Raw genomic sequence first — 14,117 nt, 5'->3', positions numbered from 1 at the left:
ATCGACTCCCCTGGCTGGCGGCAATGGTGAGTATCGCGTGATTCGCAGGCAACGTCTGACTTGGAATTATGCGCCTGCAGTGTGCGATGCGTCCGTTTCGCGAAGTCAGGTAATACCCGCTGACGGGTCGTCGAAGGATTGTCACAGTTGGGTTGGAAAGGGCCGCGTCGCTGCGGCGCGGCAATGCCGTGCGCGGCTCAACGTTCGGGCTTGGCCGGTGCGGGTCCCGGCGCCGCCGCATCGCTGTCTTCGGCGCGCTGAGTGAGCCATGCGCGAATCTGCGCGGCGGTCCACGCGGGATCGTCGTGCGGCAGATCGTGGCCGGCCCACGGATGCTCGCGATGCGGCGCGCCCCACGCCGACGCGAGCTTCGCCGAACAGACCGGGTTGACGAGCCCATCTGCCGCCGACGACAAAATCAGCAGTGCACACCCCGGCGCGGCGGGCGCCGCGCTAAAGCGGGCGGCCGCCCACAATTGCCGCAGCGCATTCGCGCGGCTCACCGGTGCGCTGCGGCGGATCGTGGTCCAAGCGGCGAGATCCGCGCCCAAGGTGTCGAGGTTGTTGCACGTGAGGCGATGGATACCGCTCTCGGCATCGGTTACATCACCCCAATGCGCGGCGACGCCGAGCAGAGCCGGCCACGCCGACGGCCGCAGCCGCTCGTGCATGCGGCTGAATGGCCGCATGCTCGTATTGATCAGCACGAGCCGTTCGATTTCGCCGGGATGACGCTGTGCCCAGTCGGTCGCGACCATGCCGCCCAGCGACATCGCGATCACGTTGTAAGGGCCCGGCACGCCCGTTTCGCGCGCCGCCTGCCGCACGAAGGCGACGATGCCCGTGACGCTCGCGGGCGCGCGCCGCCGCACATATTCACCGTTGCCGGGCAGATCGAGCAGCAGCAAACGGACGCCGGTCGCGGTCGTTGCGTTGCGGGTGGCGGCGTCCGGGCTCTGGCCCAGGGTTTCGCGCAACGCCGCCGGCAAGCGCCCCCAATGCCGCGTTTCGCGCGTCAGTCCGCGCAGCAGGATCCATGTGCTCATTCGCGATCCGGCCGGTACCAGTGGTCGAGCGCGCTTTGCAGCAACTGCTCGCGATGGTTGCCTTGCGGCAGCCAGCGCCGCGACGAAAACGCCGCGCGCGCGAGGAAGTCGAACAGGTTCGCATGGCGCCGCAGCACCCGCGCGGTGCGATGCTCCATGACCGGATTGAACATGCCCTGCCGCGAAAACAGCTGGCGCGGATTCTTCTTGATCCACAGCCACGAGCCGAGTTCGAGCGTCATCGGCAGGAAGATGTTCGGCACCGGCGTGCGGTCGTACGCGTAGTCCCACAGATCGCCGTGCAGCAGATACTGATGGCTTTGCGGCTCGAACGTGTAGCCGTGATGCGGATGCGCGTGTTCGAACATGCTCTTCAGCATGTACATTTCGGGAAGATGCGGCATCTGCTGACGGGTTCGCGCGTACGGAAACCAGATGCTGTCGCTCCAGCCGTAGCCGGAATGGCAATCGAGCGCGATGCTCAGCGGCCGCGCGGCGAGTTGCGTTTCGACCACGTGCAGCAGTGCGGCCGCCTCGACCTCCATCGGCTCGCCCGCGCGGCCGCGATACCACGGTAGCCACGCGCCGACGCGTTGGCCGCCCGCAAGCAGAGGCACGCGCGCGTCGGCGTCTTGCGGAGCGTTGCGCATCAGGTCGACACCGCGCGGATTGGCGCGCGTCGCAGCCCACATGCCGCCGGGATTCGCGATCGGTAAAAAGATCAGCCGGATGGACTGCAATTCACGCACCAGCAGTTCGTCCCATTCGAGCCGCGCGAGCAGCGAGCGCATATAGTCGAGCACGAGTTGCGAGCCGATTCGCTCGAGCCCGTGAATGCCGCCGAAAAAGCCAATGGCCGGCGCGAGCGGATCGGATGAACCGATGCTCGCGGTGTAGATGGAAAAGCGCCGGCTGCGTACCTCGGTCTCGCAGATCGCGCGGATTTCGAAGCTCGCCCTGCCCTGGTCGAGGATTGACTTGAGATCTTCATATTCGGCAAAACTGTCCGGAAGGAAGCTCAAAGGTGTCGGCATGACGGCGTGACCGGGGTGTCAGGATTTTTAAGGGCGGCCGGAAAAGACGCACTATAGCCTGGCTGTGTGTCAGTAGGCGGGAGCGTCCAGCCGATCGGCAGTTGCGTAGGATCGAGGTGCAGCGCCGCGTCGATGCGTGGGCCGTGCCGCGATTAGAGACAAGGAGATAAGCAGATGCAAACGCTTGACGCAGCTGACGCACCGCGTAAATTCGTAAACATCGATTCGGGCGTGCCGGGAAACGAAACTCGTTGGACGAACGCACAGTTAGCCAGGCTCGGAAGCATGGAATTGACTGGACTTCCCGGAAAGCGCCGACAACGGCAGCGAGTTCTCTGGTCGTCTGCTGGACATGTGGGCGTACCACTACAAGGTACAGATCGACTTCAGCCGTCCAGCCAAACCGACGGATAACAGCTTCATCCAAACGTTCAACGGCCCATCCCGGGATGAATGCCTGAACCTGCACTGGTTCGAATCTCTGGCGATCGGCAACCCGATACCGGCTCTGTAAGTAAGCCGGCGCGAGGGGAGATGGTCGGTCGCTTAGTTCTTGTCTTGGACCGAAAATTGAAACGGTATCTCTGGCTGCGCAAATCTGAGCCGAAGTTGGCTTAGAGCCGGGACCGGGACAAAGCGCTGATTCTCAAACGCGTAGTACGTCACTAACAACCCAACGCGGGATTCTTGTGCATCATCGAACAGGTAACTGTTCTTCGGAAAGGCAAGCTTGCCGTCCTTCGTCGCCACTACAGCCAGACATGACGAAAGCAGACTTGGCAGATGCAACAATGTCGGCTTGCGAGCTAGAGGGTTCACCAAAAGGAATATCTGCTGGTGCCGGTCGGCTTCGCCTGAACCACTGCCGTACCCTTCCATACACAGAAGCGGAGGACGATTGCTCGTCCCTCCCGCCAAGAACACCTGAGCGTTGCCCGGATAAATGTCTATTGCATACTCATCCGGAAACGTCGTCGCGCGCGCAAAGCGATAGCTTTTGCCATTGACCGTTATGCGATTCTCTGCAACCTCGATTCGCACAGGCTTTCCGTCCAGAGTGGTTCTCAGTTCCGTGTAACTACCCTGCCCCCCGAGATCTGAATAAAGGTGGAGAGGCCCGGCAGGTTGCTTGAGCGGGGCACCGAACACCACGCCTGGCTGGGCGGAATAGAGCGCATCGTAACTGTCGTAAGATCGGACCGCGTGTGCATTGCTCGACATGGCGGCCAGAGCCGCCATCAGCATCACGGTGGATTTCATCGGTATGCCTTTGCTCCGTTAGCGTTCAGGTAATCTGGGTTGTGCCGCCAAAATACGGTGCCACCGTGAGCGGCCGTCGAAACCCATACCGAATCGTAGCGGCCGCGTTCGCCGCCGTCGACGATTTGCCCAGTCTTCTTATTACGGACTCTCCAATACTTGATGACTTCGCGCCGCTTCTCTGGCACGCAGAAAATGTTGTCAGATGGGGAGCCCCATTTGAACCCGTCTAGCACCTTGGGACGGCTCGCGTATCTGGTCTTGAAGTCGAGCCGCCTCGCGAATTAATCATCGAAACGGACCACGGTCAACCGCTTTAAATCGGGATAAGCCCGTTTTGGACAGAGTGGCCGTTACGAATCCTTCCTCAACGAAGCACTGACCGGGTTCGATCCATGACGATAGGGCGACTCAATGTCGCCGTTCTTTCATCCTGCGCCAGCAGGAATATGCAATAGAAATCGAGATACCGGACACAGTCGTAAATAGTTGTCAAAACGCCCTTATCCCGATTTAAGGCGGTTGACGGCTAAGCATCTTGGATGGTTTATTCGCGGGTGTGCTTCAACCTGAACCATAGCGCGTGGGACACTGGTGCCATTGTTACGCATGGTCGAAGTCTGATGGTCTGAGATCGACAATTAACCTATGGATGTCCAATGTACGAAAGAATGCGCTCCGCAAAGGAGATCATTGAAGAAATGAAGGCTGGCTTTTCGGATATGTTCGAGGGATCAGATGGCCGGGAATGTCTTGGTTGTCGTATTACATTCAAGATATACAAAGGATTTACTGATTTGCCTCACGCAATGACGACGAACAAGAAAACCGGAGAGTGGATTTCGATTAATGCGATCAGGGCTCTCCCAACTGGTTACGACATGACGCGGGCTTTAGGGCAAGACGACGAATGCCGCTGTCGCAATCGATCTGCGGGCCCGTTCGATGAACAGTTCACGCTAAAAGACCACAACGGGCGCGCGCTACCCGACACCCTTTATACGGTCCGTTTGCCATCGGGCGAACTGACGCACGGCGTTACCGATCACGCGGGGCGTACAGCCCGGTACAGGACACGCGGCGCGCAATCCATCGACATTTACATCGGTCACAGGGGGCGCAATGCCTGATGCGCTTGCAACAGTACTAACAAATACAGACCCGAATTCGTGTGTTGACGTGCATTGCAGTAGGCACGGCAAACCCTGGCGTCTTTCGAATGATGGATTGGCGTTTATGGCCGTGTGTGAAAGTGGCGTTTTGAACGGAACTTATAAGGGCTTGCCCGTTGTTGATGGGATGATCCTTAAAGTCTATGTTGATAGCAAGGGATATCCTACAGTTGGATTCGGGCATAAGGTTCTTCCCTCAGATCATCTGCACGTTGGCGATGTGATTTCAGTGGAGCGTGCGCGACAACTCGCAAAAACAAATTTTGAAGAATGTGAGTCTGCCATTAATCGCCGGATACGGGTTCCGTTGCTCCAGTATGAATATGATGCACTAGTAAGCATGGCTTTTAACGCCGGACCGGGACATGGAATTGCAGAGCTGGTTGACAAGGTCAACACCGCAGAATACGGTAAATTACCGGCCTATATTCGCGCGTATCGCGCGCGAGGAATTGAATGGAGGCGCGCACTTGAGGCACGACTTTTTGAAACAGGGAATTATGATGCACAGCACGGGAAAGGCATTGTCATATAGACTTATCAAATGTTTTGTATTAGTAGTGGCTTTGGGCGGCTTTCATTCAATATATGCCGACGAAGCTATAGATGATTCGAACTGTCTACAATATCTAGGCGGTGGTGGATTCGGAGACTTCGATTGTTACGAAGATCATGCCAGGAGCCTGGAGGCTGATAACAAGAAGGTTTCTAATGCAATTTTAGTCGCGCACGGCGTTTCCAGAACGAACAAGATCGAGTTGATCCGTTATATGCGAGTGCAAGATGACGCTGTGAAAGCTTGCGATCTTGCGATTAAAATTGAATATCCGTCAGCAAAGGAAAGAGCAAAAAGAAATCACATAGAACTATATGATGTGATGGCGGCCCGTTGCCACTATTCAATTCGGAAGCAGCAAAACGAGTTCCTGCGCGACCTCGATTCGATCAAAACGGATTGAAGATCATATAGACGCACGTCAACCATGCCCCCGCTTCGGCGGGGCTTTCATTTGGGCGGTGCGTCGTGGCAGATCGCGCGCCGTGTCACGCGACGAACCGGCACCGCCACTTCGCATAGGCCATGTCGCCGATGAACTCGATACAACTATTAACGACTGTGTCGGGTATCTCGATTTCTATTGCATATTCCTGCTGGCGCAGGGCGAAAAAAAGGCGGCATTGCGCCGCCTTTATCGACAGGGATCGAAACTGGTTAGTGTTGCGTCCACGAAGCATCCATCGCCGCCAGTTTCGCGTTCACGCCTTTCGTAGCGTCAGCGAGAATCGCAAATCATGTCATCCGTATGTCACTCTCCGTTCAAATCATTGACTTCAAGCTGACTTCGTTCTGCCATCCCGACGACACATGACACCGCGGGAAAATTCGACACAGGAAGATATAGTCGTCTAGACGTTGCGATGCCTTCACTCAACCGTCACAGTCGCTTTCTAGAATGAGCCCCACACATGCCGGCAGTGTCCGGATGCATCGAGGGAATACAGATGGAAGCGATCCGGGAAGCTATTCGAATCGAACGTTTGAGCAAAACGTTCGGCAACGGCCGTAAAGCGCTCGACGAAATCGATCTGCGCGTCGCGCCCGGTGAAATGGTCGCGCTGATCGGCGCGTCGGGCTCGGGAAAATCGACGTTGCTGCGGCATATCGCGGGCTTTACCGCGTCGGACGCGCAGCCGTCGCAGATCGAGATTCTCGGCCGGCCGATCCAGCAGAACGGCCGCATCGTGCGTGAAGTGCGCAGCATTCGCCGCGACATCGGCTTCGTGTTCCAGCAGTTCAATCTGGTGAACCGGCTGTCGGTCGAAACCAACGTGCTGATCGGCGCGCTCGCACGCCTGCCGTGGTGGCGGCGTCTCTCCGGCCGCTTCCCGCGGGCGGAGCGCGCGTTGTCGCTGGCCGCGCTGCACGAGGTCGGCATCGGCGAGCATGCGCGCGAGCGGGCCGCGAACCTGTCGGGTGGTCAGCAGCAACGGGCCGCGCTCGCGCGGGCGCTCGTGCAGCGCGCGCAAATCGTGCTCGCCGACGAGCCGATCGCGTCGCTCGATCCCGAGTCGTCGCGTCGCGTGATGGACATGCTGCAAGCGCTGAACGTCGAGCATCGGATCACGGTGCTGGTGTCGCTGCACCAGGTCGACATCGCGATGCAGTACTGCCCGCGCACGGTCGCACTGCGTCGCGGCAAGGTGGTCTACGACGGCCCATCCAATGCGCTGACGCCGGCGCTGCTAAAGAAACTCTACGGCGACGATGCGCGCGAACTGTTCGACGACGCGACGCACGACGCCGACGACACTCGCGACACCCCCGACGCCCCCGGCACCCCCGCGCGGCCGGACACCGGCCCCGCCGCCGCGCGCTACGCGTTCGCGCTGAACGCCGCGCCGTCGAACTAAATCGCGCACGCCGTCGCGACCTTTTGATTCTCTCCATCCACTCAACCGGACCTCAACCGATGAAACTCCTGCGCTCCCTGATCACGCTCGCGGCCGGCGCTGCCGCTTTCACCTGTGTCGCCACGGCCCACGCCGAGGACATCAACCTCGGCATCATCTCGACCGATTCGTCGGCGGTGCTCAAGCAACGCTGGGAACCGCTGATCGATGACATGAGGAAACAGACCGGCCTGGACGTGAAGGCATTCTTCGCGACCGATTACGCGGGCATCATCGAAGGCATGCGCTTCAACAAGGTGCAGGTCGGCTATTTCGGCAATGCGTCGGCGATCGAAGCCGTCGATCGTTCGAATGGCGAAGTATTTGCGAAAGTCGAGCACGCGGACGGCCAAAGTGGCTACTACTCGCTGCTGATCACCAATGTGAACAGCCGCTTCAAGACGCTCGACGACGTGTTCAAGGACACCAAGAGCGTGACGCTCGGCTTCGGCGATCCGAACTCGACCTCGGGTACTCTGGTGCCGGGCTACTACCTGTTCGCGAAGCACAACGCACCGGTCAATACGTCGTTCAAGAGCGTGCTGCCGTCGAGCCATGAGGCGAATCTTCTGGCGGTCGTCAACAACAAGATCGACATCGCGACCAACAACAGCGAGATGATGGACACGCTCAAGCAACAGCATCCGGACAAGTACGCGCAGGTGCGTGTGCTGTGGACCTCGCCGCTGATTCCGTCGGACCCGCTCGTGTGGCGCAAGGATCTGCCTCAAGCGACGAAGGACAAGCTGCGCACATTCTTCCTGAACTACGCGAAGACCGATCCGCACGAAAAAGCAGTGATGGCCGCCATCACCGGTTACAGCGGCTTCTCGGCATCGTCGGATCAGCAACTGCTGCCGATCCGCCAGATCGTGCTGTTCCAGCAGAAGCAGAAGATCGAGAACGATACGCATCTGTCCGATAGCGAGCGCAAGACGCAATTGGCCGCGCTCGACGCGAAGCTGAGCGCGCTCGGCGCCGCACAGCAGAAGCAATGAACACGACCGATCTGATCGTGTCGCCGGCGCGCGCGAGCGAAGCGGCCGCCGCTCAGGCGGCGCAATCGAAAGATCGTGCCGGCAAGCGCAGCTGGTGGTCGTTGCTCGGTTGGATCGCGGTGCTTGTAGTGCTCGGCGGCGCGTGGCACGGCGCCGACATGCGTCCGCTCGATCTGCTCAGCGACTCCGCCAACATGGGCGCGTTCGCGGCGGACTTCTTTCCGCCCGACTTCACCGACTGGCGCACCTACTTGCACGAGATGTACGTGACGCTGGCGGTCGCGATCTGGGGTACCGCGCTTTCGCTCGTCTGCGCGGTGCCTTTTGGACTGATGTCCTCCCACAATCTCGCGCCGCAATGGCTACTGCAACCGGTGCGCCGCCTGATGGACGCGTGCCGCGCGATCAATGAAATGGTCTTCGCGATGCTGTTCATCGTCGCGGTCGGCCTCGGGCCGTTCGCCGGCGTGCTCGCGCTATGGGTGCATACGACGGGCGTGCTCGCCAAGCTGTTCGCCGAAGCGGTCGAGGCCATCGATCCGCGCCCGGCCGAAGGCGTGCGCGCCACCGGTGCGACGCGTCTCGACGAAATCGTCTACGCGGTGCTGCCGCAAGTGCTGCCGCTGTGGATCTCGTACGCGCTGTATCGTTTCGAGTCGAACGTGCGCTCGGCGATGGTGGTCGGCATGGTCGGCGCGGGCGGCATCGGGGTCGTGCTGTACGAGGCGATCCGCTCGTTCAACTATGCGCAGACGGCCGCCGTGATGATCATGGTGATCGTCGTCGTGACGGTGATCGACCTCGGCTCGGCGTGGTTGCGTGAGCGGGTGATCTGAACATCGTTGGAGCGCACCGCGCTTCAGTTCTGAAAGACAACGGGCAAAGCGTACGGCGCTTTGCCCGTTTTTCATTGTCTCCCCGGTTCACATTTGCCTTCGACTTGCCGACAGCACACTCCCCTGGAAAGTCTTCCGCCGGCCAGCAACGCCTTGTCGCCTTTTCCGCGCCGGGCTCCTGGTGTATTTATGGAGGCGAGAAAGTACTTAGGACTATCCAATCGACCGTCGGCTACTGGTAAAGTCCTCTTCAGATATTCCGATTCTCGCAACGCGCGACGATCGTGTCGCTGCGGCGATGCCCTGCTCGGCCTTGGAACGTATGACAAACGTAGCTATGCGCGGCACCCTGCGTCTGGCGGTCATCGCCGCCCCGAGCCTGTTGCTGGCCGGGTGCGTGCTGCGCGGCGCGCCATCGTTCGAGATCTTCGGCGCGTACTTCCCTATCTGGCTGCTCGGCGGCGTAATAGGCCTGCTCGCCGCGCTGCTCGCCCATCGCCTGTTCGTTGCGACCGGCTGGGCATCGATCGTCCCGCTTCAGCTTTCCGTCTGCCTCGCGATCGGACTCACGGTCGCGGTGCTCGTCTGGCTTTCGGGCACAGGACACCTGCTATGAAAATGGCCGGCACATCGAGGGCTCCGCTCAAAGGCCGCCTGATCGCGGGCGCGATCATCCTGATCGGCCTCGCGGCCGCGTATTTCGCCTACGACCGCACGACGCGCTTCCCCTCCACCGACGACGCGACGATCGACGCCGACGTCGTGCATATCGCGACGCCGGTCGGCGGACGCATCGTCAGGCTTGCGGTGCAGGAAAACCAGCGGGTCGCACAAGGCGACCTGCTGTTCGAAATCGATCCCGTGCCGTACCGCCTCATCGTCGCGCAGGCGCGGGCCGATCTCGAGCTCGCGCGCGCAGCGCTCGAAACTCGTCGCAGGACGATCACGGGCGAGCGCGCCAACGCGGCGGTCGCCGGCGATCAGGCCAGCAAGGCGGCGCACACCTACGCGCTCGCGACGCGCAACGTGGAGCGCCTCACGCCGCTGGCGGCGAAAGGCTATGTACCGACCCAGCAACTCGATCAGGCGCAGGTTGCGCAGCACGAAGCCGGGCTGTCGCTCAGTCAGGCGCGCGAGCAGAAGCAGGCGAGCGCCCAGACGATCGGCGACGATGCCGATGCGATCGCCGCCGTGCACGCGCGCGAAGCCGCGCTCGCGCTCGCCCAGCACAATCTCGATGAAACCGTGGTGCGCGCGCCGCACAACGGCTACGTCACCGGCCTTTTCGTGCTGGCCGGTGAAACGGTCGCACCGAATCAGTCGATCTTCACCCTCGTCCACGCGGACGAATGGTTCGCTGTCGCGAACTTTCGCGAAGGCGCACTCTCACGGATCGCGCCTGGCGATTGCGCGACCGTGTATTCGATGATCGACCGCAGCCAGCCGATTCACGGCAAGGTCGTCGGCATCAGCGCAGGGGTCTCCGATACGGATCGGCTCAACCTGCCGCGCTCGCTGCCGCTGGTGCAGTCGTCGGTGAACTGGGTGCGGGTCGCGCAGCGCTTCCCGGTGCGCGTGCTTCTCGACGAACCGGCCGAGCGACTGGTGCGCGTCGGCGCGAGTGCGATCGTCGAGGTGAGGCATGGCGCGGCGTGCCGTTGACATGGACAGCGCGGCCGCCGCCGGTTACGTCGAGCGTCCGCTGCGGCCCGGTGTCGCCGACCTGTTGAAACTCCTTGCGCCTTTTCCCGGACGCGCCGCGACCGCGGCACGCGTCGCGCTGATCTGCGCACTGACGGTATGGGTCACGAGCGCGTACGGCACGCCCGAAGCGGCACTGTCGGCCTACATCGTGTTCTTCATGATCCGGCCCGACCGTACCACCAGCTTCGTGACCGGCGTGGCGCTTCTGGTGCTCGTCAGCATCGTAATCGGCCTCGTGCTGGCCGTGGCCATCGTCGTGGTCGACTATCCGCCGTTGCGCGTCGCGGCCATGGCCTTGCTGTCGGCGAGTCTGCTGTTCGTCACGTCGGCAAGCAAGCTACGGCCGGTGGGCGCCATCGTCGCGATGATCGTCGGCTTTGCGCTCGACCAACTGGGCCGCGTACCGGTCGGCGAACTGGCGACTCGCGCGCTGCTGTATGCGTGGCTGTTCGTCGCGATTCCGGCCGGTATGTCGGTCGCGGTCAGTCTCGTGTGCGCGCCGTCGCCGCGTCGGCTCGCGTCGCGCGAACTGGCCGAACGTCTGCGCCTCGCCGCGCGTGGCCTGCGCGAGCCCGCCGCCACGCGCGATGCGCTCGGCGCGGTGCTGCGCAAGGGCAACGCGGAGATCGGCTCGTGGCTGAAGATGTCCGCTCTGGAAGGAACGTCGCTGCGAGCCGATGTCGTTGCGCTCCAACGTGCCGCGGTGTCGAGCGTCATGCTGCTAGCCGCGGTCGACCTCGCGTGCGGCGAAGCGTCGGCGCGCCTGCCGGCTTCGTTCCTCGAACCGATCGCGACTACGCTGGAGGAGATGGCGCGCATGCTCGACGCTGGCGGCTACCCGGTCGACATCGAACTGACGTTGCCCTCGTCGGCGCCGCTCACTCCGCTCGCACGTGCGGTAGCCGACACGCTGCACGACACGATCACGCGGTTTGCCGAGCCCACTGTCGAATCCGAAGCCGCGCACGACGCGCCCTCGCAACCGGCGCCGCCCGCGCCGCACGCCGGCTTCTTCGCCGCCGACGCTTTCACGAATCTCGACCACGTCCGCTACGCGCTGAAGACCACCGTCGCGGCGATGTTCTGCTATCTGCTGTACTCGCAGCTCGACTGGCCCGGCATCCACACCTGCTTCATCACTGTCTACGTCGTGTCGCTCGGCAGCACCGCCGAGACCGTCGAGAAACTGGCGCTGCGCATCGCCGGCTGTATCGCCGGCGCGCTCGCGGGCACCGCAGCGATCGTGTTCCTGATGCCCGCGCTGACCTCGATCGGCCAGTTGATGGCGGTCGTGGCCATCGGCGCAGGCTTGTCGGCGTGGGTTGCGTTCGGCTCGCCGCGCATTGCGTATGCGGGCTTTCAGATCGCGTTCGCATTCTTCCTCTGCGTGATCCAGGGCGCGGAGCCCGCCTTCGATCTGACGATCGCGCGGGATCGCACGATCGGCATCCTGATCGGCAACGTGGTCGTCTATCTGGTGTTCACACGGGTGTGGCCGGTCAGCATCGCCGCGCGCGTCGAACAGGCGCTGGCCGCACTGCGCGAGCAATGGGCACGCCTTGCCTCGCCCGGGTACGCCGGCACGCGACGCGCCGACGTGGCGGCTGCGCTGGCCCGCGGCCGCGCGCTGCGCGAGGATGTTGCGCTGATGCATTACGAGCCGTCGTGGGTGCGGCCCGGACCACAGTGGCTCACCGCGCACCACCGCGAATTGGCCGGCCTCGCCGCGCTCGAAGCGCCGATGCTGCTGCTCGTCGAACGGCGGCACGCCGCCCCGACGATCGAAGGCTGGCTGCAACGGCTCGCGGCCGTCGCGCATGGGCAAACGACCCGCGTCGATGCAACGACCACGACGCATCGGCCGGCGCCTGACGTCACCGACCCGCCAAGCGCCGCGCTGCAAAGTCTCGGCGACGCACGCCTTGACGAATTCGAACTCGCGGCGTCCGCCGACGCGGCAAAGGAGTAGTCGAATCATGCGTCGACTCAACCCGCCCATCGCGCTGGCGATATTCGTCGCGGCAGGCTTGAGCGGGTGCGCGACTTCATCGCTCGACATGGCGCCCGACAGCTCCGCGACGCCGTGGCAGCCACAGACCGATGCAGCCGGCGCCATCGTGCCGGGCGCACACGCGCCGGGTGCGCCGTCGGCGTCGACCACGCCCCGCTATCAGCTGCCCGCCAATCCGGCGCTCGCCGCCGTGCCGCCGCCACCCGCGCTCGATCCCACGCACGCGTACGAACTGCCCGAGTTGATCGACATCGCGGAGTCGGCCAATCCGTTGACCCGCATCGCGTGGAACGATGCGCGCAACGTGGCGCTCGCGGCCGGCATCGCGAAGAGTGCTCATCTGCCGCAATTGTCGGTCGCGGCGATGGCTCACTACACGGGCGGCAAAAGTTCGGACACGTCACAGCTCGGTCAAGCGTCGATCAGCGGCGAGACGCACGGCGTGACCTCGGTGCTGTCGCTGGAGTGGCTGCTGTTCGATTTCGGCGGGCGGGCCGCACGCGTCGAGGCCGCATCGCAGGCGTCGGTGGTCGCCAACATCGGCTTCACCGCAATCCATCAGCAGGTGATCTACGACGTCAGCGTCGCGTTCTACGCGTACCAGAGCGCCCGCGCTCGCCTCGGCACCGCAAAGCAAAGTGTCGCGAACGCCGACGCGATTCTGTCCGCCGCGCAATCGCGCTATCAGCGTGGGGTGGGCACCGTGATCGAAGTGGCCCAGGCTCGTCAGAACTTCGCGCAGGCAAAACTCGGCCTCGTGCAAGCCGAGGGGGCCGAAAGCAACGGTTACCTCGCATTAATCTCCGCGATGGGCATCTCTCCACTCGCCAAACCCGCGATCGCCGACATGCCTACCCACACACTATCGCCGGCGATGAGCGAGCCGATCGACCGGATCGTGGCCACGGCGATCGCGCGGCGTCCGGACGTGCTGAGCGCCTACGCGGCGGAACGCGCGAACCTTGCGAAGATCAAGGCGGCCGAGTCCGACTTCAAGCCGAAAGTGTTCCTGTCGGCGTCGGCGGCGTACAACACGAACAGTTCGTCGATTTCGGCGGTGCCAGGGATCGGCCAGCAATTGCCGACCGTCAATCTGAGCGGCAATCGTTATGGCGGCACCGTGGTGGTCGGCGTGTCGATTCCGCTGTATGACGGTGGCTTCCGCTCGGCCGTGCTCGCACAGGCACGCAACGACGCCGACAGCGCATCGACCCGTCTCGCGCACAGTCGCGAAGAGGCAGTGCGGCAGATCGTCGGCGCGCAGAACGCGCTGCAAACGAGCCTGAGCGCGCACACCGCCGCGAAGGAACTGCTCGCCGCCGCGCAAACGACCTACGACGCCGCGTTCGACGCCTATCGCCACGGCGTAGGTTCGATCACCGATGCGCTGCTCGCGCAGAACCAGTTGCTGGCCGCGAAGAATGCCTACGCGGACAGCTATAGCGGCGCGCTGTCGGCGGCGGCGGCGCTTGCGCTCGCGACGGGTTCGATCGATGCTCCGGCCGGTGCGGGCCCGGACTCGCCGCTGGACGCGCCTGTCAACTGACGCCGCGCTGCTGCGTCGTCCCCTTCCTGCCGCCGTGCATCTGCTGGAATAATCACGGG

The 14,117-nt window shown here is 62.7% G+C and carries 13 protein-coding genes and 1 pseudogene; 11 read left to right on the top strand and 3 right to left on the bottom strand.

Translation table 11 applies throughout. From position 1 onward, the window contains the following. Positions 1 to 197: 197 nt before the first annotated feature. Positions 198 to 1,046, bottom strand: a complete 849-nt coding sequence (locus AB3X95_RS14185; RefSeq protein ID WP_184225124.1) for an alpha/beta fold hydrolase — start codon at positions 1,044 to 1,046, stop codon at positions 198 to 200. Further along, on the bottom strand, positions 1,043 to 2,080 hold the full coding sequence (locus tag AB3X95_RS14180; RefSeq protein WP_176106569.1) for a M14 family zinc carboxypeptidase: 1,038 nt from the start codon (positions 2,078 to 2,080) through the stop codon (positions 1,043 to 1,045). Before AB3X95_RS14180 ends, AB3X95_RS14185 begins: the two co-directional genes overlap by 4 nt. Before the next feature lie 313 nt (positions 2,081 to 2,393). Between AB3X95_RS14180 and AB3X95_RS14175 the strand changes: the two are divergent. Further along, positions 2,394 to 2,567 (top strand): annotated as a pseudogene (locus AB3X95_RS14175) (integrase core domain-containing protein); the annotation flags it as partial. Between the two features lie 59 nt (positions 2,568 to 2,626). Here AB3X95_RS14175 and AB3X95_RS14170 read toward each other — a convergent pair. Beyond that, positions 2,627 to 3,340, bottom strand: coding sequence for a hypothetical protein (locus tag AB3X95_RS14170; RefSeq protein ID WP_176365985.1), 714 nt, complete (start codon positions 3,338 to 3,340; stop codon positions 2,627 to 2,629). Positions 3,341 to 3,999: 659 nt separating this feature from the next. Between AB3X95_RS14170 and AB3X95_RS14165 the strand changes: the two genes are divergently transcribed. The 10 genes from AB3X95_RS14165 to AB3X95_RS14120 all read left to right on the top strand — a co-directional run bounded on the left by AB3X95_RS14165 (position 4,000) and on the right by AB3X95_RS14120 (position 14,058). Next, positions 4,000 to 4,470, top strand: coding sequence for a hypothetical protein (locus AB3X95_RS14165; RefSeq protein ID WP_176120180.1), 471 nt, complete (start codon positions 4,000 to 4,002; stop codon positions 4,468 to 4,470). Then, entirely contained in the window at positions 4,463 to 5,047 is a 585-nt protein-coding gene (locus AB3X95_RS14160) for a lysozyme (RefSeq protein WP_176106572.1), read from the top strand. The genes AB3X95_RS14165 and AB3X95_RS14160 overlap by 8 nt, the downstream gene beginning before the upstream one ends. After that, complete coding sequence (locus AB3X95_RS14155; RefSeq protein WP_176106573.1) at positions 5,037 to 5,471, top strand: hypothetical protein; 435 nt, start codon at positions 5,037 to 5,039, stop codon at positions 5,469 to 5,471. Before AB3X95_RS14160 ends, AB3X95_RS14155 begins: the two co-directional genes overlap by 11 nt. Before the next feature lie 544 nt (positions 5,472 to 6,015). Continuing rightward, complete coding sequence (gene phnC, locus AB3X95_RS14150; RefSeq protein ID WP_368621633.1) at positions 6,016 to 6,924, top strand: phosphonate ABC transporter ATP-binding protein; 909 nt, start codon at positions 6,016 to 6,018, stop codon at positions 6,922 to 6,924. A gap of 59 nt (positions 6,925 to 6,983) precedes the next feature. Next, positions 6,984 to 7,961, top strand: coding sequence for a phosphonate ABC transporter substrate-binding protein (gene phnD, locus AB3X95_RS14145; RefSeq protein WP_368621632.1), 978 nt, complete (start codon positions 6,984 to 6,986; stop codon positions 7,959 to 7,961). Then, entirely contained in the window at positions 7,958 to 8,797 is an 840-nt protein-coding gene (phnE, locus tag AB3X95_RS14140; protein WP_176120177.1) for a phosphonate ABC transporter, permease protein PhnE, read from the top strand. Before phnD ends, phnE begins: the two co-directional genes overlap by 4 nt. A gap of 337 nt (positions 8,798 to 9,134) precedes the next feature. Continuing rightward, positions 9,135 to 9,413 carry a hypothetical protein gene (locus AB3X95_RS14135; RefSeq protein ID WP_368621819.1) on the top strand — a complete coding sequence of 93 codons (279 nt, stop codon included), beginning with the start codon at positions 9,135 to 9,137 and terminating at the stop codon, positions 9,411 to 9,413. Then, the gene (gene mdtN / locus AB3X95_RS14130) at positions 9,410 to 10,459 is read left to right on the top strand and encodes a multidrug transporter subunit MdtN (RefSeq protein WP_368621631.1); all 1,050 of its coding nucleotides are present in this window, start codon (positions 9,410 to 9,412) and stop codon (positions 10,457 to 10,459) included. Before AB3X95_RS14135 ends, mdtN begins: the two co-directional genes overlap by 4 nt. Before the next feature lies 1 nt (position 10,460). Next, on the top strand, positions 10,461 to 12,470 hold the full coding sequence (locus AB3X95_RS14125; protein WP_368621818.1) for an FUSC family protein: 2,010 nt from the start codon (positions 10,461 to 10,463) through the stop codon (positions 12,468 to 12,470). A gap of 7 nt (positions 12,471 to 12,477) precedes the next feature. Further along, on the top strand, positions 12,478 to 14,058 hold the full coding sequence (locus AB3X95_RS14120) for a TolC family protein (protein WP_368621630.1): 1,581 nt from the start codon (positions 12,478 to 12,480) through the stop codon (positions 14,056 to 14,058). The last annotated feature ends 59 nt before the right edge of the window (positions 14,059 to 14,117 follow it).

It is taken from the genome of Paraburkholderia sp. BR13444, assembly GCF_040948755.1.
GTDB lineage: Bacteria > Pseudomonadota > Gammaproteobacteria > Burkholderiales > Burkholderiaceae > Paraburkholderia > Paraburkholderia youngii.
Note: the sequence above shows the minus strand (reverse complement) of the source record. Positions and strands in the feature narration are given on the sequence as shown.